Raw genomic sequence first — 21,288 nt, 5'->3', positions numbered from 1 at the left:
GTCACGTCGTCGGCGCGGTGTGCGCCTTCGAGGGCTTCACCGAGGCGCAGGCCGCGACCGCCTTGTCCCAGGTGTCCTGGGAGACGCCGGCCGGCGGTCCCATCCGGCGCCCGCCGCCGTGCGGCTTCGCGGACGGTGCCCCCGAGGGCTGAGTCCCCTCACTCGGCGTCGCGGTGCCGGACGGCTTCGCTCCCTTGGATGGGAACACGACGCCGTTCTGCTCGAGGCACTGCCGGTACGCGGCATTGCGCGTGCCGGCGTGCTTCGACGGTGCCGCCGCAGACCAGGCCGATACGGCGGGGCAGGGTGCTCATGAGGATTCCTTCGGTCGGTGGACTGAGGCACCCACCGTCGACCGCCGACCTGTCAGGGACCTGGGGGCCGCCCCCGACTCACCTGGGATTCGGTCATACCGACGGCGTGAACGCCTCGAACCACACGCGCTCCCGCGGCAGCCCCGCGGCCTCGAGCTGATCGGCCGTCCCCGACATGAAGGGCAGCGGTCCGCACAGGTACGCGTGCGCATCGCCCGGGATCGCCATCTCGGACAGGTCGATACGTCCGCGGGACTCCCCCTCCGCCAACGGATATCCGTCGGGGAGCTCGTCGTACCACGTGTGCAGCGCGGCACCCGGGATCCGCGCGACCAGCTCGGCGAGCTCGGCCCGGTGCGCGTGCGTGGCTCGAGTGCGGTCGGCGTGCGCGACGACGACCTGCCGCCCACCCTCCTCCTCCGCGAGGTGGTAGAGCATGCCGAGCACCGGTGTGATGCCGATGCCCGCCGACGCCAGGACCAGCGGCGTCGTCGGATCGCTGTCCAGCACGATGTCCCCGAAGGGCGGGGAGACCTGCAGCGAGGTGCCCTCGAAGGCGTACTCGTGCAGGTACGACGAGACCTCGCCGTCACGCCGGACCCCGATCCGCCACCGCCCCTCGCCGGCACCGGACAGGCTGTACTGGCGGATCTGACGGGCACCGTCGGGCAGGCGTACCGCGACCGAGATGTACTGCCCGGGAAGGAAGGCCGGAAGCGGAGCCCCGGACGGGTCCGCCAGGACGAAGGCGACGGTGCGCGGAGTCTCCTGTTGCCGCTCCGCCACGACGACGGTGCGCCACACCGTCTCCGGCGTGATGGCGGCGTCTGCGTAGAGCCCCTTCTCGATCGCGATGAGCTCGTCGGCGAGCTGCCAGTACAGCGCGGTCCAGGCGTCGGCAACCTCCGGCGTCACGGCCGCCCCGAGCACCTCGGCGATGGCCCCGAACAGGTGCTCGTACACGATCGGGTACTGATCGGGCGCGACACCCAGGGAGGCGTGCTTGTTCGCGACGCGCTCGAGCATCATCCGTGCGGAGACCTCGTCGTCCACGACCGCCGTGGCGTACATCGCGATCGACGCGGCGAGCGAGCGCTGCTGCGCGCCCACCGCCTGGTTACCGCGGTTGAACAGGTCGCGCTCCAACTCGGGATGCGCCGCGAACATGCGGAGGTAGAAGTTGGGCGTGATCTCGTCGATCGCGCCGCCGACGGCGGGCAGGGTGTCGCGGATGACGGTGCGTTGGGGTTCGGTGAGCATGGGGCATCGGTCCTCGGGCTGAAGGATGGGATCTCCTACGACACTACGTAGTAGATCCCTTCTCCGGCCAGGGATGGATGTCCCGATGACCAAGGACGTCTATCGCCGGAGGCCGTGCCGACGCGCCACGATCGACGAGACGACCTCGACCGGCACCAACCGCTTGAGCAGGAACACCAGTGGCGCATTGCTGCCCACGGCGTAGAACTCGCGGGGGTGCTCCGATTCGACGGCCTTGACGATGAGCTCCGCGACCCGAGCGGGGGTGATCCCGCCGCGCTCGTTGGCGTCGAGGGTCTCGATCATCGTGTCGAAGTCGGCGCGGTACACGGAATCGTCGGCGACGTACTTGGTGCGACGCTCGCCGATCCCGGTGGCGATCGAGCCGGGTTCGACGGTGGACACCCACACGCCGAACGGCGAAAGCTCCTGCCGTGCAGCGGAGGCGAAGCCCTTCAGGGCGGCCTTCGCCGCGACGTACGAGCTGCGGTAGGCGAGCGGGAAACTCGCCAGCATGGAGCCGACCATGACGACGCGGCCGTACCGCCGCTCGCGCATCGCGGGCAGGAGTCGCTGGGTGAGCTGGACCGCGCCGAAGACGTTGGTCTGAAAGAGCCGGTCCACCGCGTCGGCGGGCAGTTCCTCGAGCGGCCCGGACTGGCTCTCACCGGCATTGTTGACCACGACGTCGACGGCGCCCGCCGCTGCCGCGCACGCCGCGATCGACTCGCGGTCGGCCAGGTCCAGTGCCAGGTACTCGACACCTGAGATCCGCTTGTCGGCGGGGATCGTGTCCGGGTTCCTACTGGTGCCGAGCACCCGGTAGCCCTTCTGTGCGAGCAACTTCGCCGTCTCGTACCCGATGCCCGACGATGCCCCCGTCACCAGTGCCGTCCGTACGCTCACGCTCGTTCTCCCTTTCGTCCGGAAGTGGCGGCCGCGGCTGCGCGGCCCGCCGTCATCCCCGAGAATATGCACCCGCCGAGGAAGGTGCCCTCGAGAGCGTTGTAGCCGTGCACCCCGCCGCCACCGAACCCGGCGACCTCACCGGCGGCGTACAGGCCGGGGATGGGCACACCGTCGGCCCCGAGGACGCGCGCCGACAGGTCCGTCTCGAGCCCGCCGAGGGTCTTGCGGGAGAGGATGTTCAGCCGGACGGCGATGAGCGGGCCGTGCGCCGGGTCGAGGATGCGGTGCGGCTTGGCGACCCGTACCACCTTGTCGCCCAGGTAGTTCCGCGCATTGTGCATCGCCTGCAGCTGGGCGTCCTTGCTGAAGGAATTGGCGACCTCACGATCGCGCGCCTCGATCTGGCGACGCAGGTGGTCGAGGTCGACGTGCCCGCCGCGGCCGAGGCCGTTCATGCCCTCCACCAGTTCCTCGAGCGTGTCGGCGACGACGAAGTCCTCGCCGTGTTCCTTGAAGGCCTCGACGGGCCCGGGCGCGCCCTTCGACTTCACCCGGCCCAGAGCCAGTTTCAGGTCCTTCTCGGTGATATCGGGGTTCTGTTCGGAGCCCGACAGCGCGAACTCCTTCTCGATGATCGACTCGGTGAGGACGAACCACGAGTAGTCGTACCCGGTGCCGAGGATCGCCTTCATCGTCGAGTTGGTGTCGAAGCCGGGGAAGTTCGGGGCGGCGAAGCGGTTTCCGTTCGCATCGAACCACAGCGACGACGGCCCGGGGATGATGCGGATCGCGTGGTTGGGCCAGATCGGATTCCAGTTGTGAATGCCCTCCGTGTAGGCCCACACCCGATCGCGGCCCACGATACTCGCGCCCGCCTTCTCGGAGATCGCGAGCATGCGCCCGTCGACGTGCGCCGGCACGCCCGCGATCATGTGCTCCGGGTAGGGGCCGAGCCGCTCCGTCGGCCAGTACTGCCGCATGAGCTCGAAGTTGTGGCCGATGCCACCGGAGGTGACGAGCACCGTCGGGGCGCGGAACGCGAAGTCCCCGAACGCCTCTCGGCTACTCGCGATGCCGCGGTCGAGCTCCGAGGGTTCGAGGACCGCGCCGCGGACGCCGACGATCGCGCCGTCGTCGTCGCGCAGCAGCTCGTCGACCCGGTGCCGGAAGGCGAACCGCACCAGCCCCTGCGCCTCAGCGCGCTCGACGGGCTCACGGAACACCCGCACCACCTCGGGCCCCGTCCCCCAGGTGAGATGGAACCGCGGGACGGAATTGCCGTGTCCGTCGGCCGCCCCGCCGCCGCGCTCCGCCCAGCCGACCACGGGGGTGATGCCGAGCCCGAGTCCCCGCAGGTAGTCGCGCTTGCGGTGCGTCGCGAACTCGACATAGGCGCGAGCCCACTGCCTGGGCCAGTGGTCCTCGTCATCGCGGTCGAAGCCCGCCGAGCCCATCCAGTCCTGCAGCGCCAGCTCGAACGAGTCCTTGATGCCGAGGCGCCGCTGCTCCGGCGAATCGACCAGGAACAGCCCGCCGAGGCTCCAGAAGGCCTGCCCGCCCAGGTTCGCGCGGTTCTCCTGGTCGAGGATCAGTACCCGGCGCCCCACCCGCGTCAGCTCGTACGCCGCGACGAGGCCGGCGAGGCCCGCCCCCACCACGATCGCGTCGGGCACGAAGCCACCCGGTTCCGACGATGCTTCCTCGGCCATGCGCCCACCTCTCGAGGTTCATAACTGGACTGACTGTTCTACTTATCGCTAGCATGGCACGCATCACACCCCGCGTCAACGAGGAGGACGAACGATGGCCAAGGGCGAGCAGACCCGCGCCCGCACCGTGGAGCGATTCCTCGACGCGGGGCTGGACGTGTTCGCCGAGCGCGGCTATCACTCGGCGTCGATGGACGAGATCTGCCGGCGCGCGGACCTGTCCCGCGGTGCCTTCTACTCCAACTTCTCCGGCAAGGAAGCGCTGTTCCTGGCCCTCTTCGACCGGCACACCGAGCGACAGATCGGGCGCGTCGCCGCCGTGATCGACGGGGCCGAGTCGCTGGACGATGCGATCGTCGCCGCTGCCCTCGCCGCTGCCCCCGACGATCCCGAGGAGCGTCGCTGGGGGCTGCTCTCCACCGAGTTCACCATCTTCGCCGCTCGTGACGGGGCCGCAGCGGCGCGCCTGACGGAGCGCGACCGTGCGATCCGGGAGCGCTTGTCCCGGGCACTGTCCCGGTTCGTGCCCGCGGACGACGCCGCCGCACTCGCTCGCTTCGCCATCGCGCTGTACGAGGGCGCCCAGCTCACCCACCTGGTCGACGGTGACTCGGCCGCGGCCCGGGAGTTGCTCCTACGCTTTCTGCCCGCCGGGCTGCACACCGTCGCCCAGCGGTGACGGCGCACCCACCGTCCTGTCGCCCCCGGCGACGAGCCCGCACAGCAGGAGCGGGATCAGCAGGATCAGCAGGCTGATCAGTGGCAGGTTCCAGTTCCCGCGTACGCCGTGCAGCACGCCCATGAGCATCGGCCCCCACGCGGCGAGCAGGTAGCCGACCGTCTGCGACATCGCCGAGAGCGAGACCGCCTCAGCGGTGGTCGCCGCGCGCAGGTTCATCATGGTGACGGCCAGGGAGATCATCGCGCCCAGGCCGAAGCCGACGAAGACATTCGCGATCCAGGCCCCGATCCCGTTCCCGAAGGCGAGGACGCCGAGCAAACCGACCCCCTGCAGCGCCACGGCCGCCACGGCGACGATCCGCTGCTCCCGCCGCCGAGCCGCCCACTGCGGGAAGGTCAGCGCCGTCAGCACGCTGAGGATGCCGCCGATCGCGAGCATCGCGCCGGCCGTCTCGGCGGACGCCCCGCGGTCGCGGTAGATCGTGGGGATCCACCCGATCAGGGCGTAGGCCTGCAGGGACTGCAGGCCCATGAAGCCGGTGACCGCCCAGGCGACGGGACTGCGGAGCACCGTTCGGACGGCACCGGGCGCGTCCGCACCGTCGATCTCGGGGACGCTCCGGCGGAACCGGAGGTAGCGCACCGTCACCACGCCCAGCAGTACGACCGCGACCAGGGCGGGGATCGCCCAGAGCGCGAGCGCGGCCCGCCAGTTGCCGCCGAGCGCGGTCGCGCCGGGCACCGTCAGGGCGGAGGCGAACCCGGTGGAGACGCAGACCATCGCGGTGAACAGGCCCGTCATGAGACCGATCCGGTGCGGGAAGAAGATCCGCACGAGCACGGGACCGAGAACATTGCCCAGCGCGATCCCCGCGCCGGCCAGCATCGTCCCGCCGAGCAGCACGGGCCAACTCGGCAGGATCCGCAGCGCGCTCCCGACGACGATCATCGCGACGGCCACCGTCGCCACCAGCGGAGCGGTGTACCTGCGGGCCAGGCGGGGCGTCGCGGCCGAGAACAGGCCGAGGCAGAGGACGGGGCCAGTGGTCAGCAGCGCGACCTCGGCGCCGTTCAATCCGTAGGCCTCGCGGATCTCGGAGAGCACCGCCGACGAGCTGCCGAAGATCAGCCGCAGACACACCCCCATCACGATCAGTGCGAACGCGCAGGTCAGGGCGCCGACCGCCCGCAGGGCGGCAGGTGCTGCGGAAACCTCACGAACGGTCACACCTCGAATCATGGGATGTATCCGGCTCAGGGTCAATTCCGCCTCACGGCTGGACCGCGGCGACCTCCTCGTCGAGGGCGCGCAGGACCGCGGCGACAGCGGGGCGGCGCTCGGCGCCGGGCCGGATCGCGACCTCGAGGATGCGAGCGGCGAGCACGCCGACGATCTCGAGCCCGCGGACGCCCGGATGGGTCACGGCGTGCCGGGCGACGAGTGCCACGCCGAGATCCGCGGCGACCATCGCCTGGATGGTGTGGAAGTCGTTGATCCGCTGGACCACCCGCGGCTGCACGCCCGTGAGCGTGGCCAGCGAGCGCAGCACGTCGTCGACGGGGAAACCGTCGCGCACACTGATCCAGTCCAGGTCCGCCAACTGCGTCGCGTCCACCCGGCCCGCCGCCGCCAAGGGATGCCCGAGCGGCACGACCAGATCGATCGGCTCGCGCATGAGGACGCGAGAGGCGATGCGCGGGCCGCCGAGGGGTGAGGCGCGCTCGTCCCGGTGCGCGACGACGATGTCCGCGTCCGCGAGCATCGCCGGGAGTTCCGTACCCGGCAGGTCCGCGTCCGACGCCGTCACCCGCACCCCCGCCGCCCTGGTCCTCCGCAGCACGCCCGGCAGCAGCAGCTCCGCCGCGGACGGGAACAGCGTGAGCCGGACCACGCCGACCGGCGTCGAGCGGTAGCGGTCCATCTCCGCCCGCGCCCGATCGAGTTCCCCCAGTACAGATTCCGCCCGGACGACCAGCGCGAGCCCTGCGTCGGTGAGCCGCACGCGCCTGCCGTCGGGCTCGAGCAGGTCCACACCCGCCTCCCGCGCGAGCACCTTGAGCTGCTGCGACACCGCCGACGGGGTCATGTCCATCGCCCGCGCCGTCGCAGCGACCGTGCCGCGGTCGGCGAGTTCCCGCAGGATCCGTAGCCGATGAACATCCATGTAGTCACGCTACATGGTTGGTCAAGAAATATTCGATTGTACTTCCGTTCATTGGCCGGGACAGTGGAGATCATGAGCCCCCGTGACCGCCTCGTCGCCCTCGCCGTCGTCGTGCTGTGGGGACTGAACTTCTTGGCCATCCGCTACGGCCTGGACTACTTCCCGCCCCTGTTCCTGAGCGCACTGCGCTTCCTGGTGCTCGCGATCCCGGTCCTGCTGTTCGTGCGGCCGCCGAAGGGCCCGGTGAAGTGGCTGGTGCTCTACGGCCTCGGTTCGGGCACCTTCCAGTTCGGGCTACTGTTCACCGCCATGCACATCGGCATGCCGACGGGGCTGGCCTCGCTCGTGCTGCAGTCCTCGGCACCGTTCACCGTGCTGCTCGGCGCGGTGCTGTTGCACGAGAAGCTGACCGTTCGGCAGGTCGCGGGCATCGGGATCGCCGTCGTCGGGATGGCGCTGATCATCGCCGACCGCGCCGATGCCGCGGCAGGGGTCGGCGTGCTGGGCGTCGTCCTCACCCTCCTGGGCGGGCTGAGCTGGGCGTTCGGCAACATCGGACAGCGACTCGCGGCACCGTCGGAGCCCTTCCGGTTCACCCTGTGGATGTCGGTCATCCCGCCCCTGCCCATGCTGGCGCTGAGCGCCGCAGTCGAGGGGCCCAGCACGGGTTGGAAGGCCCTGGCGCACAGCCTCGACGGTGCGTCGGGTCGCCTCGCGCTCCTGGGCGTCGCCTACATCGCGATCATGAGCACCGTCGTCGGATACGGGCTGTGGGGCGCGCTGATGGCGCGCTACCCCGCCTCGACGGTGGCGCCGGCGACGCTTCTGGTCCCCGTCGTCGGTATCGCGGCGAGCGCCGTCGTGTTCGGCGAGCATCCGACCGCTCTCGCCCTGGCCGGGGCGGCGACGGTGATCGCCGGCTGCCTGCTCGGGATGCTGCGCAGACCCGCTGCCCTACCTGGTGGCGATGAGAGCGGTGGTCGAGGCGGCGAGCTCGACGTCACGATCGCCGATGACCTCGGCGAGCGCGGTGCGCAGGGCGGACCGGCGGTCGTCCGGCAGAGTTGAGTGCGACGAGTAGGTGAAGGCGAGGTCGAGCCACCGCTGCTTGGACTGCGTCTCGGTCCAGGTGTCCTCGCGCTCGGTCACGGCGAAGCCCGCGTCCTCGAACCGCTTCTGCAGCGCGGCCATCCGGACCATCAGGTCTTCCAGGGTCCCCGCGCCGGCGGCCTCGACGTTGACGTAGTCACTGCTCGCGACGCGGAGCTCCTCGTTGGGCGGCGAGGTCGGCCGGAGCTTGTTCCACAGCAGGACCACCCGGCCGCCGGGGTTGAGCAACTCGGCGAAGCGCGGAATCGCCCGGTCCGCGTCCACCCAGTGGAAGGACTGCCCGAAGGTGATGAGGTCGAACGTGCGGCCGCGGGCGTCCCACTCCTCGAAGGTCGCGACCTCGGCCGGCACGCCCGAGGCCCGCGCGAGCGCGGCCATGGCACCGTCGGGTTCCACGGCCAGCACGTCCAGGCCCCGGTCCCGCAGCTGACGAGCCAGGATCCCCGTCCCGGCGCCGACGTCGAGGGCCGAGCGGCCCGTCGCGATCGCATCGAGGGTCGCATCGCTGTAGCGGGGCCGGAGGCGGTCGTAGTCCTCCGCGAGCGCCCCGAACGACAGTGCCCGGCCCCGGTCCTCGTGCAGTTCAGCCATGCCACCACCTTGCCCTATCCTGGAGCGCATGCCCGGACTCCCCCTCCGCGCCCGCGCGGCGCTGCTCGCCGCCCGCTCCGCAGCCTGGGCGTCGCAGCGCGCCGGGCGCGGCAAGGGCTCGATGATCGGCGGCCTCGTCGCGCTCAAGATCGAGCCGAACCTCATGGCCCGGCTGGCCGACGGTAAGCGGACCGTCGTCGTGACCGGCACGAACGGCAAGTCGACCACGACGCGGATGACCGCCGCCGCGCTCGCGACCACGGGCCGCGCCGTCGCCACGCAGGCCGACGGGGCCAACATGGACGCCGGCATCGTCGCCGCGCTCACCGCGCACCAGGGCGCGCCGCTCGCCGCGCTCGAGGTCGACGAATTGCATGTGCCGCACGTCCTCGACGCGACGGCCGCGCAGGCCCTCGTGCTGCTCAACCTCTCCCGCGACCAGCTGGACCGGGTCGGCGAGATCAACGCCATCGAGCGCCGGCTGCGCGCCGGCGTCGACGCCCACCCCGAACTGACGGTCGTCGCCAACTGCGACGACGTGCTCGTCACCTCGGTCGCCTACGACGCGAAGAAGGTCGTGTGGGTCGCGGCCGGGGCGGGCTGGACCAGCGACTCCACCTCCTGCCCGCGCTCCGGCGAGCCGATCGTCCGCGACGGGGACCACTGGTACTCGACGGGGACCGACTTCTCCCGTCCGGAGCCCGATTGGTGGGTGGACGACACCTCGATCTACGGGCCCGACGGCTTCGTCGCACCGCTCACCCTGCGCCTTCCCGGCCGGGCGAATCGGGGCAACGCCGCGCAGGCCGTGGCCGCCGCTGTCGCGATGGGCGCCGACCCCCTCGCCGCCGTCGAGGCCGTGGGCACCGTCGGGGAGGTCGCCGGCCGGTACGGCGTCGTGACCGTCGGCGAGCACACCGTCCGCATGCTGCTCGCGAAGAACCCCGCCGGCTGGCAGGAGGCCATGTCGATGATCGACGGCACGGCGGAGGGCCTGGTGATCGCGGTCAACGGGCAGGTGCCCGACGGCGAGGACCTCTCCTGGCTGTGGGACGTGCAGTTCGAGCGGTTCGAGAACGGCAAGGTCGTCGCCTCCGGTGAGCGCGGCGCCGACCTCGCGGTCCGCCTGACCTACGCGGGCGCCGAGCACACCCTGGTGGCCGATCCGCTCGCGGCCATCGCCTCCTGTCCGCCCGGGCGGGTGGAGGTGCTCGCCAACTACACGGCGTTCCGCGACCTGAACACGGCACTGGAGGGGCGCAACCGATGATCGACTTCTCCGGATCCGCGGAGCGGATCACCGAGTCCACCTTGGTGATCGGCCTCGTCCTGCCCGATGTGATGGGCACCTACGGCGACGGCGGCAACGCGCTCGTACTGCGCCAACGCGCGCGGCTGCGGGGCATCGACGCCGAGGTCCTGCCCATCACCCTGTCCGATCCCGTCCCCGCGACCTGCGACATCTACACCCTCGGCGGCGCCGAGGACTACGCACAGCGGCTCGCGACGCGGCACCTGGCGCGGTATCCCGGCATGCAGGAGGCGGCCGCGAAAGGCGCTCCCGTGCTGGCGATCTGCGCCGCCATCCAGGTGCTCGGACACTGGTACGAGACCGCCGAGGGCGAACGGGTGGACGGCATCTCGCTGTTCGACCTGACCACCACGCCGCAGGAGAAGCGCTCCATCGGCGAGGTGGAGGGCACGCCGCTGATCGAGGGCCTCACGCAGCCGCTCACCGGGTTCGAGAACCACCGCGGCGGTTCCGCACTCGGCCCCGACGCCGCACCGCTGCAGCGCGTGGTCCGGGGCACGGGGAACGGTGCCGGTTCGCCGGTCGACGGTGTGGTCCAGGGCAGCGTGCTCGGCACCTACATGCACGGCCCGGCGCTGGCGCGGAACCCGGAGCTGGCCGATCACCTTCTCTCCCAGGCGATCCAGAAGCCGCTCGAGCCCTTGGAGCTACCGGACGTGGATCTGCTGCGCCGCGAGCGCCTGCGGTAGGGGCACCGTCGGCCGCCAGCACGGACGTTCAACCATCCGGAACGCGCGTTGCGTACACTTTCCGATATGAGCGGCGAGACGTCAGAGCAGCAATCGGCCGCACGGAGCTCCGCGACGGAGCTACTGATCGTGGGGGCATCGCTCGCCGGTCTCACCCTGGCGCTGGCATGTGCCGCACGGGGGATCCCCGTCCGAGTGGTGGAGCGTGCGCACGCGCGCGTGCGCGGCGGAGACGGACTGAAGATCCAGCCCGAATCGCTCGCCCGGACCGTGGGCTTCGACCTCGCCGCCGAACCCTCGCTCCCCACCTCACCCGCGATCGACGGCGCCCATGACCTCGATCTCCCCCAGCTCGTGAGCTGGTCCGCACTGTACGAGTGGCTGCGCGACCACGCGCTGCGCTCACCCGCCATCACTCTCACCGAGGGACGGAACGTGACCTCGGTGGTGGACACCGGGGTGGGCGTGCGGGTCACGTACGACGACGGTGAACAGGAGACCGTCGGCGCCGTCGTCGGCGCCGACGGCTACCGCAGCACCGTACGCGCGGCGGTGAATCCGCAGGAGCCCTTCGCCACCTACTCGGGCTACATCACGTGGCGGGGACTGGTCGACGAAAGCACACTGTCGCAACCCGTGGACTGGCCCTCGTCGGGCGGCCTGTGGATCGTCTTCAGTCGCGGATACCGCCTGATCGGCGCGGTCAATCCGGGCCCGGACGGCTCGCTGGAGCCCGGGCGCCGGTACATCAATTTCGCCTGGTTCGACGCGCACCGCGCCGATCTGCTGAGGCGGACCGGCAGCCTCACCGACGACGGCGCGGTGGTCGGCACGTTGAACCACCGGAACATCTCCGACGAGGTGCGCCGCGACCTGCTCGACCTGGTGCCCCAGGTGTGGCCCTCCCCGTGGGCCGAGGCGGTGGCCACGGGCGTCGCCGATCCCGCCGTACTCAGCGGCTCCCCCATCTCCGAGTACCTGCCGGAGCGAATGGCCCGCGGTTCGATCGCCATCATCGGCGATGCGGCACACTCGGTCTCGCCGATGACGGGCGGCGGCTACGCCAGCGCGATGGACGACGGCGCCGTCCTCGCGAGTCTCCTTCAGCAGCGTGACGGCGAGTCGCCGGCGGAGGTGTTCGCCCATTTCGAGGCGCTCCGACTGCCCCGGATCCGCGCGCTCGTCACCTGGTCGAAGCAGGCCAGCGCACAGTACTCGATGCTGGCACATCAGCAGCGGTGACCCAGGACCGCTTGCTGGGTTCTGCGGACGTGGATCCGCTGCGCCGAGAGCGTCTGCGCGGCTGACCTCCTCCACGACGACCCGTCGTAGAATACGGTGGTGATCACCGCCGTCGGCCCCGCAGCGCGCATCCTGAGTGCGTACACGGACCTCGTCGTCGAGCGCGGGATCCGTGCCGCCACACTGGCTTCCGTCGCGACTCGGGCGGAACTGTCCAAGTCCGGCACGCTCCACCACTTCTCCTCGATGGCCGCGCTGCAGGAGGGGCTGTTCACCGAGCTGCGCGCGCAGGCCGAGCGGGACGTGAACACGATGCGCGAGGCCCCGGAAGGGGCGCTCCGTTACTACCTGCGCTCCTCGCTCGACCGTCAGAGCAGGCTCGAGCGGTTGGTCGAGGCGTGCGTCCGAATCGCCCAAACAGGCAACCCCGACGCCCTCACCGTGCTGCGCGAGTGCCGGGCCGGATGGCTGAATCTGCTCGAGTCGGCGCTCGGTGACCCCACTCTCGCACGCATGGCGCTGTTCGTGGGCGACGGGCTGAACTACAACGCCCTGCTCAGCCTCGAGGAGAACGAGCAGGTCCTGACCCCCGACCACGTGGAGTCACTCACCGTCGCTTTCGAGTCGATGTACGCGCAGCGGCGCTCGTAACCCCTATCGGTTCCACCGGTGGCCGCGCTTTCGCCATTCGACAGACCGACTGGTCGGTCTGTATGTAAGCTGCCTCACATCCGGCTCGCGAATGGAACGAGGAACGAGATGGCAGATCGACCCGTGGCCGACCCCACGCCCGCACCGGGCACCGTCGCCCCCAAGGGACTCGCGCCCGGAAAGCTCGGACTCCTGGGCTCGACGGTGATCGGCGTGGCCTCCACCGCACCGCTCTTCTCCCTCGCCGCCACCCTCGGACTCGTCGTCATCGCCGTCGGCGCGCAGGCCCCCATCGCCTTCGTGCTCGCCTTCATCCCCATGCTGTTCACCGCGATCGCCTACCGCGAACTGAACAAGGACATGCCCGATTGCGGCACCGTCTTCACGTGGGCCACCAAGGCATTCGGGCCGCGCACGGGGGTGGATGGCCGGGTGGAGCATCGCCATGGCCGGCGTCCTGGTGATGGCCAACCTCGCCGAGATCTCCGCGATCTACCTTCTCGACCTGGTGGGCGACGGTTCCCTCGCGCACAATCGGACAGTCGTGACCGCGCTCGGTTGCGCGGTCATCGCGGCGATGACGTGGATCTCACTGCGCGGTGTCCAGATCGGCGAGCGCATGCAGCAGGCCCTGCTCGCCGTGCAGTACCTCGCACTGGTCGGGTTCGTGGTCGGCTGCGTGATCGGGTACAGCACCGGCACCGCACCGCACCCGACGGCACCGTCGTTGACCTGGTTCAACCCCCTCGCGGCAGACGGGACCGCGCTGGGCAAGGCGATCCTGCTGGCCCTCTTCATCTACTGGGGGTGGGACGCCTGCCTCGCGCTGACCGAGGAGACCAAGGATCCGCGCCGGACACCGGGGCGGGCGGCGACGCTGTCCACCGTGATCCTGCTGATCACGTATGTGGGAGTCACGGTGGTCGCGATCATGTATGCGGGGCTGGGCAATTCGGGTGTCGGACTGGCGAATCAGGACAATGCGGAGGACGTCTTCTCCGGTCTCGCCGGCGAGGCACTCGGCCCCATGGGCTGGTTCCTGGTGATCGCGGTCGCCGTCTCGGCGCTGTCCTCCTCGCAGACCACCATCCTGCCCACCGCCCGCGGCACCTTCGCGATGGGCATCTACCGGGCTCTTCCCGCGCGGTTCGCGACCGTCGACGACACGACGCGGACCCCCACCTTCTCGACCATCCTCGTCGGGGTCGTCTCGATCCTGTACTACGCGGGGATGAATCTGGTGTCGACCAGCATGCTCGCGGACTCGATCCTGTCGATCGGCCTCGCCATCGCGTTCTTCTACGGCATCGCCGGCTACGCGTGCATCTGGTACTTCCGGCGGAATCTCTTCGACAGCCGGCGGCACGCGCTGTACCGATTCGTCCTCCCGCTGCTGGGAGCCACGTTCATGACCTGGGCCTTCATTCGGTCGGCCATCGACATGGCCGACCCGGGATACGGATCCACCTCCCTCGCGGGCGTCGGAAGCACGTTTCTGATCGGCATCGGTTCCCTGCTGCTCGGTGTCGCACTGATGCTGCTCTGGGCCCGCTTCCCGGCGGCCCGGGACTTCTTCGAGAAGCGCTCCCTGAATCGCGACACCGAGATCCTGGTGCCGGATTAGCGCCGCCCACGCCACCGACCACTACTGCGACACAGCACGGAGAAAGACGAATCATGATCGACACCATCGTCGTAGGCGCGGGGATCGCCGGGATCACAACGGCGCGCCTGCTACAGCACGCGGGCCGGCGGGTGGTCGTGCTCGAGGCACGGGACCGCATCGGGGGCCGGATCCTGACCGACCGCACCGCGGGCTTCTGCGTGGACCGGGGAGCGTCCTGGATCCACGGGCTCACGGGGAATCCGCTGACGGACATCGTCGCCGGTCTCGGTATCGACACCCTGGAGTTCACCGTGGGCAGCTTCCAGCCCGGCGGGCGCCCGATCGCGAACTACGACGAGGAGGCGCACGTGCTGTCGCCCGAGGCGACCCGCGCGTGGACGGCGGAGGTCGCCGAAGCGGACGCACGCGTGGTCTCGACGGTGACGGCCGCCGGCCCGCAAGAGACCTACGAGCAGGTCACCGCGCGTGCGGTGGCGGACCTGGGCTGGGACGGGGCGCGCGCCTCCCGGGTGGGCGCCTTCTACCGGCACCGGACCGAGGAACAGTGCGGCGCGCACATCACCGAGGTGGCGGCCTCCGGTCTCGACGAGGACGCGATCGACGGCGACGAGGTGATCTTCCCGGGCGGATACGACGAACTGCCCCGGATCCTCGCCGAGGGCCTCGACATCCGCTTGGGTACACCGGTCACCTCGATCGAATGGTCCGCCGACGGGGTGCGCGTCGGGACGGCCGAGGGGAGCTTCCGGGCCGCACACGCCGTGGTGACCGTGTCTCTGGGCGTGCTCAAGGCCGGGGCCATCGACATTCGTCCCCCGCTTCCCGATCCGGTGGCCGGAGCGATCGACCGCCTCGGCATGGGAGTGTTCAACAAGGTCTTCCTGGAGTTCCCGCACCGGTTCTGGCCGGACGACGTGTACGCCGTTCGACAGTTGGGCGCCCCCAGCTTCCCCTGGCACACGTGGTACGACATCTCCGCGATCAGCGGCCGTCCGATGCTGCTCACCTTCGCCGGCGGGCGCTGGGGCCGCGAGATCGAGACGATGAGCGACTCCGCAGTCACGGAATCCGCGGTCGCACCGCTACGCCGCCTGTACCCCGACTCCGTCCCGGATCCCGTGAACTCGTGGGTCACCCGTTGGGGTTCGGACCAGTACGCACGCGGGTCGTACAGCTACGTCGCCACCGGCTCGACCTATGCCGACCACGATGTGATCGCTACCCCGATCGGCGGAGGGGCGTTGCACCTGGCGGGCGAGGCCACCTGGGGCGCAGAGCCGGCGACCGTGCACAGCGCGCTGCTGTCGGGTCACCGGGCGGCTGAGCGCATCCTCGACGCGCCGGTCGCGCTGAGCGCACTGATCGCGGGCGCCAGGGGCTCCGGGCGCGTCACGGCCTGATCGGTCGGTGCCGGCGCGCACGGTCGACGGCGGCCGCCGCATCCCGAGGCGATCACGCACCGTCCGGAGGACCGGCGCAACGTCACCAGAGCCCCAGGACCGCCTGTTCGGTCGCGAGGAGGCGCATCTTCGTCTCCACGCCGCCCCCGGCGGAGAAGCCCCCGGTAAGGCCGTTCGCCGCGGTCACGCGGTGACAGGGCACGACGGGCGGGTACGGGTTCTCGCCCAGCGCCCGGCCGACCGCCCGCGCAGAACCGGGAAGGCCGATCTGCGTGGCGATCTCGCCGTACGTGCGCGTGGCTCCCGGCGGAATGTGACGCGCCACGTCGTAGACGGCGCGCTGGAACTCGGTGAGCCCGCTCATGTCCAGCGGCACCCAGGCCAGGTCGTCGTCGAGGTTCGAGCCCGAGACCAGGTCGACGATCGCGGCGATCACCCGCGCCACTTCCGCCGGTGGATCGGACGGCTCCGAGCCACCGCCGAGGTAGCCGGCCGTCGCCTCCTGGGACTCCTCCGGCAGCCGGACAGCGGTGACGGCACCGTCGGCGCCCCACGCGATCCCGCACCGCCCGACGGCGGTATCGAAGAGGGCGTACCGGACCGTCACGGCGTCTGTGCCCGCCGCGCGATCTCGTCGAGGTTGGCCTCCATACCCGCCCGCCAGACACCGAGGCGGTAGTCGATGATGCGCCCCTCCTTCTCGGGCTGCGCAGCGACCACGGCGGCGAAGGGCGAGGCGCCGTCGCCGACCCGGGCCCACTGCCGGACGATCGCGCCCTGCCGGGCGGGATCGACCTCGAAACCCCATGTGGCCCAGGGGACATCGCCATCGAGTCCGACGGCCCATACCCAGCGGCGCCCGTCCTCCACCTCGACGATGACGGAGTCGGTGGCCCACTGCCCCAACTGTTCGTTGCTGTTGTACCCGCGGAACCGTGCTCCCTCGGCGACGCAGGTGGCACCGTCGAGCCATTCGACGCGCTCGAGCTCACCGCCGACCGTGGTAGGTAGCGCGATATCGGTGACCAGCGCCCACGCCCGTTCGGGCGAGCAGTTCACGGTACGGGAGACCTCGACGGTGGGGTTGTCGCGCAGACGCATGCTCGAATCCTATTCCGCGGCCCGCGCGGCCGTTTCGACCCGCGCCCGGTGGGCCGGCCGGTCGTACGCCTGCGGCAGGTTGGCGTTGTCCGCTTGCAGGCCCGCGGCACCGTCGATCAGTTCACGGACAATATCGGCCTGGCCGGCGTGCCGGTCGAGGTCGTAGAAGGTGTGCACCGCGAGCCTGTGCAGGGTGACGGCGCGCCCGCGCTCGCCCCACCACGGCACTGTGCCGGTGGTGCCGAGCGGGAGCGCCGCGAGGGTGGCCGTGGCATGGGCGCGCGACTGCGCGAACAGATCGAGGATCGCCTCGGTCGACTCGTCGGCGCGCACCCACAGGTCATCGTTCGGGTCGGCCCCGGGCGCGAGCGGATCCGGCAGGTACTGATGCTGGAAGGGCCGCGCGAAGCACCCGCCGAGATACCCGGAATCGACCATTGCGCAATGCTTGACCAGCCCGAGGAGGTTCGTGCCCGTGGGCGTCATGGGACGGCGCAGGTCGTACTCGCCGAGCCCGTCGAGCTTCCAGATCAGCGCGTTGCGCGCCTGGTCCAGGTAGTGCTGCCGGTCGGCCTTCAGCGCCTTCTCGCTCGGCGGGGCATCCATATCCCGACCCTTCCACACTGCACCGATAGGTTTCTAGGCTCCGACCGGGGACTCGACGATCGTGCAGCGCTCCCGCGTACCGTCGACCGCGAACCAGCCGCGCTCGAACTCCTGCCAGCGGGCGAGCTCCGCGCGGGCCTCCTCGCCGTCGCGCGCGACTGCGCGCTCCAGCCGCTCCTGCGCGGTGCCGCCGTCGAGCCACAGTGCCAGCGAGATCCGGTCGGCGAACGCACGGCGTGCACTGGAGACGCCCTCGATCACGATGAGCGGGGCCCACGGCAGGCGCAGCTCCTCACCCGGCGCGGGGACGCCGTCCCGCCAGACCATCGGGCGATAGCAGGCGTCGCGGCCGCGCATCAGCGGGTCGATCACCTCGGCGACGAGCTGCGGCCACCACGACACCGGGTCGTCCCAGGTCGCGTAATGATCCGTGCGCACCAGGGCGACCCGGGCACCGGCGGCCCGGAGATCGTCGACGAGCCTCTGCGCGTAGGTCGATTTGCCGGCCCCGGAGGGCCCGTCGACGGCCACGATGCCCTCGGGCGCGCCCAGCCGGGCCAGCACGTCAGCGGCGTTCACGGGTCAGCTCGGCGGCATCTCTTCGAGCACGCGGGGCGGCTCGGCGAGGGTACGACGTCCGCTCATCGCGCGGCCGAGGGTCAGCTCGTCCGCGAACTCGAGCTCGGCGCCCATGGGCAGGCCCGCAGCGGGGCGGGTCACGCTCAGTCCCGGGAAGTCCTTGAGCATCCGGACCAGGAACGCCGCGGTGGCCTCGCCCTCGGTGTTGGGATCGGTGGCGATGATCACCTCGTCCACATCGACCCCGTCGACCGCGGTTCCGAGCCGCACGAGCAGTTCCCGGATCCGCAGCTTGTCCGGTCCGACGCCCTTGATCGGGTTCAGCGCGCCGCCGAGCACGTGGTAGAGCCCGCGGTACTCGCGCGTGCGCTCCACCGCTTGGACGTCCTTGGCCTCCTCGACCACGCAGATCTTCGACGTGTCGCGCCGCGGATCGGAGCAGATCCGACAGCGCGTCTCCGCCGAGACATTGCCGCACACCTCGCAGTAGCGCACGTCGTTGCGCACCCGGACGAGGGCATTGGTGAGCCGGTCGATGTCGGTGGGCTGCACCCCCAGGAGGTGGAACGCGATGCGCTGGGCGCCGCGCGGCCCTACTCCCGGGAGCTTGGCCAGCTCGTCGATGAGCTCCTGAACGGGTCCTTCGTACACGTGCCGACCGTCAGAAGGGCAGGCCGCCGGCCAGCGGGCCCATCTTCTGCTGCGCGACCGCCGCGGTGTTGTTCTGGAGATCGGTGAGCGCACCCAGGACCAGGTCCTGCAGGGTCTCGACATCATCCGCGTCGACCACCTTGGGGTCGATGGTCACGGACGTCACCTGGCCGTCGCCGGTGCCGGCGACCTTGACGAGGCCGCCGCCGGCCTGCCCCTCGACGGTGGTCACCGCGAGTTCCTGCTGTGCCGCCATGAGCTGCTGCTGCATCGCGCCGACCTGGGCCATCAGGTCTTCCATCGAGCCTCCGGGCTGCATGCTTGTCTCCCTACGCCGGTCTCGCGACCCGCAATGTCCGATTCGTGTTACTCGTGATACCACTGTGCCGGTTGGGGCGGTACAGTGCGATCTGTGAAGAACCGCCGTTCCGCCCTCCTGGCCGCGACCATGATCCCCGCGCTGGTCCTCTCCGGCTGCACCATCGGTGACGCCGGACAGCGACGGGACGCGGCCGCTCCCTCCAGACTATCGTCCGACGCGCCGGCGCTCGTGAACAACGCGGCGCCGCTCGGCGCGGGCACGTTGACCGGGAAGAAGATCTTCGTCGATCCCGGCCACAACGGCGCCAACGACGCGTCGATCGACAAGCAGGTTCCCACCGGTCGCGGCGGGACCAAGCCCTGCCAGACCACCGGCACCACCAGCGTGAACGGCGTGCCCGAGCACACCTTCAACTACGCCGTGGCCTACAAGCTGTACCAGGTGCTCACCGCCGCCGGTGCCCAGGTGATGCTCTCCCGCACCGACGACACCTCCGTCGGACCGTGCATCGACGCCCGCGCCGCGGCCGCCAACACGTGGGGCGCCGACGCCGCCGTGAGCATCCACGCCGACGGCTCCGCTCCCGGCAACCGAGGGTTTCACGTGAATCTTTCCTCGCCGCCGCTCAACGCCGTGCAGCAGAACGCCGATCCCGTGTACGCCAAGGCGATGGTGGCCGCGCTGACCACGGGCGGGTTCACCCCGGCGACCTACATCGGATCCGGCGGTCTCTACCCCCGGTCCGACCTGGCCGGGCTCAACCTGTCGACGGTGCCGTCCGTACTCGTCGAGGCGGGCAACCTCAAGGACGCCTCCGAGGCCAAGGTCCTCGAATCGGCGGACGGCCAGCAGCGGCTCGCCGACGCGATCGCCGCCGGGATCGCCGCCTACCTGGGTTCGGGCGCGACGAGGTAGCCGGAGAGCACCCGATCACTGACGAACTCGCGCTCGGCGCCGTCGATCGGGTCGACGAAGGCCAGGCTGCGGGCCAACAGCCGCAGTGGGTCGGTGAAATCGCCATCGACCACGTCCCGCTGCTCCGGGTACAGCGGATCGCCCAGGATGGGGACGCCGAGACCGGACATGTGCAGCCGCAGCTGGTGCGTCTTCCCCGTCTCCGGGCGCAGTCGGTACCGCCCGACGGTGCCGCCCCTGCCGTCCGGGACCTCCGCCTCCAGCTCGACGTGCGACCGCGCGTTCACCGGCCCGTCGACCTCGTAGGCCCGCATGATGCCCGCCGTCTTCTCGATCCGGGACTCCACGACGACGGGGAGGTCCAGGCCCGGCCGGATGGGTGCCAGCGCCATGTACTCCTTGCGTGCGCTGCCCGTCGCGAACAGCTGCTGGTACGCGCCGCGCACCGCCGGGTCGCGGGTGAACAGCAGGACGCCGGCGGTGAGCCGGTCCAAGCGGTGCGCGGGCGAGAGCAGGGGCTCACCCAGCTCGCGGCGCAGCCGAACCAGCGCGCTCTGCACCACCCGCGCCCCGCGGGGCATGGTCGCGAGGAAGTGCGGCTTGTCCACCACGACGATCCGCTCGTCGGCGTGGAGCACCGGCATCGCGAAGGGCACGTCGACCTCGTCGGGCAGCTCGCGGTACATCCACACCGCCTGCCGGGCGGTGACCGGCGTCGACGGGGCGAGCGGCGCACCGTCGGACCCGAGGACGCATCCGTTGGCGCTCTCCCGGATCACGTACTCGGAGGTGCCCGGGAACCGGGCCTCCAGGACATCACCGAGCGTGCGCCCGGCCTCCTCCTCGGCGATCACGAGGCGCGTCGGGTCGACCCCGTCGCGCAGCGGCAGCGGCGCGACCGGGGCGCCGCGATGCCGGCGGGGGCGCCTAGCCGTTGGACTCGACCTGCACCTTGAGGTTGGTCAACAGCTCGTCGTAGATGCGGGCGAGGCCCTTGGGGGCGAAGGTCTTCTCGAAGAAGCCGCCGATGCCGCCCGCCCCCTGCCAGGTGGTGGTGACCGTGACGGTGGACTGGTCTCCGGTGCCGGTCACGCGGTAGACGGTGACCATCGAGCTGTTCGCGTCGGTCTCGGTGACGGAGTCGCCGGACACGGTGACGGTGGCCCGCACGTTCCGCGAGCGCTTCTCGGTCGCCTGCAGGACCCACTCGGCGACGGTGCCGGCGCCCTGCCCACCCTCGACCACGCGGAAGTCGCGGTAGTTCGGGGGCAGGATCTCGGCCCGCCGGGTGTAGTCGGCGATCGCGGCGAGAACGGTCTCGGGCGCCGCGGCGATGGTGGTGGACTTGGTGGCGGTTACCTGGGCCAACGTACTTCGATCCTCTTCGGTGACGGTACCGACGGCGGTACCGGCGGCATGGACGTCGGCGCGCCGACGTGTTCAACGCCAGCCTA

The 21,288-nt window shown here is 70.8% G+C and carries 24 protein-coding genes; 9 read left to right on the top strand and 15 right to left on the bottom strand.

Annotation, left to right across the window (positions count from 1 at the left end; genetic code table 11):
- Position 1 precedes the first annotated feature (1 nt).
- The 4 genes from HF999_RS05985 to HF999_RS05970 all read right to left on the bottom strand — a co-directional run bounded on the left by HF999_RS05985 (position 2) and on the right by HF999_RS05970 (position 4,192).
- Positions 2–208 (bottom strand): hypothetical protein, encoded by a 207-nt coding sequence (locus tag HF999_RS05985; protein ID WP_168544998.1) that lies wholly within the window; start codon positions 206–208, stop codon positions 2–4.
- Between the two features lie 199 nt (positions 209–407).
- Positions 408–1,574, bottom strand: a complete 1,167-nt coding sequence (locus HF999_RS05980) for a globin domain-containing protein (RefSeq protein WP_168544997.1) — start codon at positions 1,572–1,574, stop codon at positions 408–410.
- Positions 1,575–1,673: 99 nt separating this feature from the next.
- Positions 1,674–2,480, bottom strand: coding sequence for an SDR family oxidoreductase (locus HF999_RS05975; protein WP_168544996.1), 807 nt, complete (start codon positions 2,478–2,480; stop codon positions 1,674–1,676).
- Positions 2,477–4,192 carry an FAD-binding dehydrogenase gene (locus HF999_RS05970; RefSeq protein ID WP_168544995.1) on the bottom strand — a complete coding sequence of 572 codons (1,716 nt, stop codon included), beginning with the start codon at positions 4,190–4,192 and terminating at the stop codon, positions 2,477–2,479. Before HF999_RS05970 ends, HF999_RS05975 begins: the two co-directional genes overlap by 4 nt.
- A 94-nt stretch (positions 4,193–4,286) precedes the next feature.
- Between HF999_RS05970 and HF999_RS05965 the strand changes: the two genes are divergently transcribed.
- Positions 4,287–4,871, top strand: a complete 585-nt coding sequence (locus HF999_RS05965; RefSeq protein ID WP_168544994.1) for a TetR/AcrR family transcriptional regulator — start codon at positions 4,287–4,289, stop codon at positions 4,869–4,871.
- On the opposite strand, the gene HF999_RS05960 is transcribed toward HF999_RS05965, so the two are convergent.
- The gene (locus tag HF999_RS05960; protein ID WP_168544993.1) at positions 4,827–6,101 is read right to left on the bottom strand and encodes an MFS transporter; all 1,275 of its coding nucleotides are present in this window, start codon (positions 6,099–6,101) and stop codon (positions 4,827–4,829) included. The two genes, HF999_RS05965 and HF999_RS05960, sit on opposite strands and share 45 nt — an antisense overlap.
- A gap of 43 nt (positions 6,102–6,144) precedes the next feature.
- Complete coding sequence (locus HF999_RS05955) at positions 6,145–7,038, bottom strand: LysR family transcriptional regulator (RefSeq protein WP_168544992.1); 894 nt, start codon at positions 7,036–7,038, stop codon at positions 6,145–6,147.
- A gap of 72 nt (positions 7,039–7,110) precedes the next feature.
- Here HF999_RS05955 and HF999_RS05950 point away from each other — a divergent pair, with 72 nt between their 5' ends.
- Complete coding sequence (locus HF999_RS05950; protein WP_168544991.1) at positions 7,111–8,106, top strand: EamA family transporter; 996 nt, start codon at positions 7,111–7,113, stop codon at positions 8,104–8,106.
- Here the strand turns inward: HF999_RS05950 and HF999_RS05945 are convergent.
- A complete protein-coding gene (locus HF999_RS05945) occupies positions 7,993–8,739 on the bottom strand; it encodes a class I SAM-dependent methyltransferase (RefSeq protein ID WP_168544990.1) in 747 nt (248 codons plus the stop codon). The two genes, HF999_RS05950 and HF999_RS05945, sit on opposite strands and share 114 nt — an antisense overlap.
- Before the next feature lie 28 nt (positions 8,740–8,767).
- Here HF999_RS05945 and HF999_RS05940 point away from each other — a divergent pair, with 28 nt between their 5' ends.
- The 6 genes from HF999_RS05940 (at position 8,768) to HF999_RS05915 (ending at position 15,660) form a co-directional block, all read left to right on the top strand.
- Positions 8,768–10,009 (top strand): MurT ligase domain-containing protein, encoded by a 1,242-nt coding sequence (locus tag HF999_RS05940; RefSeq protein WP_168544989.1) that lies wholly within the window; start codon positions 8,768–8,770, stop codon positions 10,007–10,009.
- 26 nt (positions 10,010–10,035) lie between these two features.
- The gene (locus tag HF999_RS05935; protein WP_168545105.1) at positions 10,036–10,740 is read left to right on the top strand and encodes a type 1 glutamine amidotransferase; all 705 of its coding nucleotides are present in this window, start codon (positions 10,036–10,038) and stop codon (positions 10,738–10,740) included.
- A gap of 66 nt (positions 10,741–10,806) precedes the next feature.
- Positions 10,807–11,982: an FAD-dependent monooxygenase gene (locus HF999_RS05930; protein WP_168544988.1), complete on the top strand. Its 1,176-nt coding sequence runs from the start codon at positions 10,807–10,809 to the stop codon at positions 11,980–11,982.
- Between the two features lie 99 nt (positions 11,983–12,081).
- Positions 12,082–12,633 (top strand): TetR family transcriptional regulator, encoded by a 552-nt coding sequence (locus tag HF999_RS05925; RefSeq protein WP_168544987.1) that lies wholly within the window; start codon positions 12,082–12,084, stop codon positions 12,631–12,633.
- 424 nt (positions 12,634–13,057) lie between these two features.
- Positions 13,058–14,257 carry an APC family permease gene (locus HF999_RS05920; protein WP_246207362.1) on the top strand — a complete coding sequence of 400 codons (1,200 nt, stop codon included), beginning with the start codon at positions 13,058–13,060 and terminating at the stop codon, positions 14,255–14,257.
- A 53-nt stretch (positions 14,258–14,310) separates the two neighbouring features.
- Positions 14,311–15,660, top strand: a complete 1,350-nt coding sequence (locus HF999_RS05915; RefSeq protein ID WP_168544986.1) for a flavin monoamine oxidase family protein — start codon at positions 14,311–14,313, stop codon at positions 15,658–15,660.
- 82 nt (positions 15,661–15,742) lie between these two features.
- On the opposite strand, the gene HF999_RS05910 is transcribed toward HF999_RS05915, so the two are convergent.
- From HF999_RS05910 to HF999_RS05885, 6 genes are read right to left on the bottom strand one after another with little or no spacing between them, the layout of a single operon-like run.
- Positions 15,743–16,267 carry a methylated-DNA--[protein]-cysteine S-methyltransferase gene (locus HF999_RS05910; RefSeq protein WP_168544985.1) on the bottom strand — a complete coding sequence of 175 codons (525 nt, stop codon included), beginning with the start codon at positions 16,265–16,267 and terminating at the stop codon, positions 15,743–15,745.
- Positions 16,264–16,761 carry an SRPBCC family protein gene (locus HF999_RS05905; RefSeq protein ID WP_168544984.1) on the bottom strand — a complete coding sequence of 166 codons (498 nt, stop codon included), beginning with the start codon at positions 16,759–16,761 and terminating at the stop codon, positions 16,264–16,266. Before HF999_RS05905 ends, HF999_RS05910 begins: the two co-directional genes overlap by 4 nt.
- Positions 16,762–16,770: 9 nt before the next feature.
- A complete protein-coding gene (locus HF999_RS05900) occupies positions 16,771–17,367 on the bottom strand; it encodes a DinB family protein (RefSeq protein WP_168544983.1) in 597 nt (198 codons plus the stop codon).
- A 33-nt stretch (positions 17,368–17,400) separates the two neighbouring features.
- The gene (locus HF999_RS05895; RefSeq protein ID WP_168544982.1) at positions 17,401–17,946 is read right to left on the bottom strand and encodes a uridine kinase family protein; all 546 of its coding nucleotides are present in this window, start codon (positions 17,944–17,946) and stop codon (positions 17,401–17,403) included.
- 3 nt (positions 17,947–17,949) lie between these two features.
- The gene (recR, locus tag HF999_RS05890) at positions 17,950–18,597 is read right to left on the bottom strand and encodes a recombination mediator RecR (RefSeq protein ID WP_168544981.1); all 648 of its coding nucleotides are present in this window, start codon (positions 18,595–18,597) and stop codon (positions 17,950–17,952) included.
- Between the two features lie 10 nt (positions 18,598–18,607).
- On the bottom strand, positions 18,608–18,916 hold the full coding sequence (locus tag HF999_RS05885; RefSeq protein WP_168544980.1) for a YbaB/EbfC family nucleoid-associated protein: 309 nt from the start codon (positions 18,914–18,916) through the stop codon (positions 18,608–18,610).
- 129 nt (positions 18,917–19,045) lie between these two features.
- On the opposite strand from HF999_RS05885, the gene HF999_RS05880 reads away from it, so the two are divergent.
- Positions 19,046–19,834: an N-acetylmuramoyl-L-alanine amidase gene (locus HF999_RS05880; protein WP_168545104.1), complete on the top strand. Its 789-nt coding sequence runs from the start codon at positions 19,046–19,048 to the stop codon at positions 19,832–19,834.
- On the opposite strand, the gene HF999_RS05875 is transcribed toward HF999_RS05880, so the two are convergent.
- Both HF999_RS05875 and HF999_RS05870 read right to left on the bottom strand, forming a co-directional pair.
- Positions 19,807–20,688, bottom strand: a complete 882-nt coding sequence (locus HF999_RS05875; RefSeq protein ID WP_376766477.1) for a pseudouridine synthase — start codon at positions 20,686–20,688, stop codon at positions 19,807–19,809. The two genes, HF999_RS05880 and HF999_RS05875, sit on opposite strands and share 28 nt — an antisense overlap.
- A gap of 73 nt (positions 20,689–20,761) precedes the next feature.
- Positions 20,762–21,202, bottom strand: a complete 441-nt coding sequence (locus HF999_RS05870; protein ID WP_168544979.1) for an SRPBCC family protein — start codon at positions 21,200–21,202, stop codon at positions 20,762–20,764.
- Positions 21,203–21,288 lie beyond the last annotated feature (86 nt).

The sequence above is a fragment of the Tsukamurella spumae genome (genome assembly GCF_012396015.1).
Taxonomy (GTDB): Bacteria; Actinomycetota; Actinomycetes; order Mycobacteriales; family Mycobacteriaceae; genus Tsukamurella; species Tsukamurella spumae.
The sequence above is the reverse complement of the archived record's forward strand: the minus strand, read 5'-3'. Positions and strand labels throughout refer to the sequence as shown.

Bases quoted from the DNA above. Each gene is read 5' to 3' on its own strand.
- HF999_RS05980 (WP_168544997.1), bottom strand. From the start codon at position 1,574: ATGCTCACCGAACCCCAACGCACCGTCATCCGCGACACCCTGCCCGCC.
- HF999_RS05970 (WP_168544995.1), bottom strand. From the start codon at position 4,192: ATGGCCGAGGAAGCATCGTCGGAACCGGGTGGCTTCGTGCCCGACGCG.
- HF999_RS05965 (WP_168544994.1), top strand. From the start codon at position 4,287: ATGGCCAAGGGCGAGCAGACCCGCGCCCGCACCGTGGAGCGATTCCTC.
- HF999_RS05955 (WP_168544992.1), bottom strand. From the start codon at position 7,038: ATGGATGTTCATCGGCTACGGATCCTGCGGGAACTCGCCGACCGCGGC.
- HF999_RS05950 (WP_168544991.1), top strand. From the start codon at position 7,111: ATGAGCCCCCGTGACCGCCTCGTCGCCCTCGCCGTCGTCGTGCTGTGG.
- HF999_RS05945 (WP_168544990.1), bottom strand. From the start codon at position 8,739: ATGGCTGAACTGCACGAGGACCGGGGCCGGGCACTGTCGTTCGGGGCG.
- HF999_RS05940 (WP_168544989.1), top strand. From the start codon at position 8,768: ATGCCCGGACTCCCCCTCCGCGCCCGCGCGGCGCTGCTCGCCGCCCGC.
- HF999_RS05930 (WP_168544988.1), top strand. From the start codon at position 10,807: ATGAGCGGCGAGACGTCAGAGCAGCAATCGGCCGCACGGAGCTCCGCG.
- HF999_RS05920 (WP_246207362.1), top strand. From the start codon at position 13,058: ATGGCCGGGTGGAGCATCGCCATGGCCGGCGTCCTGGTGATGGCCAAC.
- HF999_RS05915 (WP_168544986.1), top strand. From the start codon at position 14,311: ATGATCGACACCATCGTCGTAGGCGCGGGGATCGCCGGGATCACAACG.
- HF999_RS05905 (WP_168544984.1), bottom strand. From the start codon at position 16,761: ATGCGTCTGCGCGACAACCCCACCGTCGAGGTCTCCCGTACCGTGAAC.
- HF999_RS05900 (WP_168544983.1), bottom strand. From the start codon at position 17,367: ATGGATGCCCCGCCGAGCGAGAAGGCGCTGAAGGCCGACCGGCAGCAC.
- HF999_RS05885 (WP_168544980.1), bottom strand. From the start codon at position 18,916: ATGCAGCCCGGAGGCTCGATGGAAGACCTGATGGCCCAGGTCGGCGCG.
- HF999_RS05880 (WP_168545104.1), top strand. From the start codon at position 19,046: ATGATCCCCGCGCTGGTCCTCTCCGGCTGCACCATCGGTGACGCCGGA.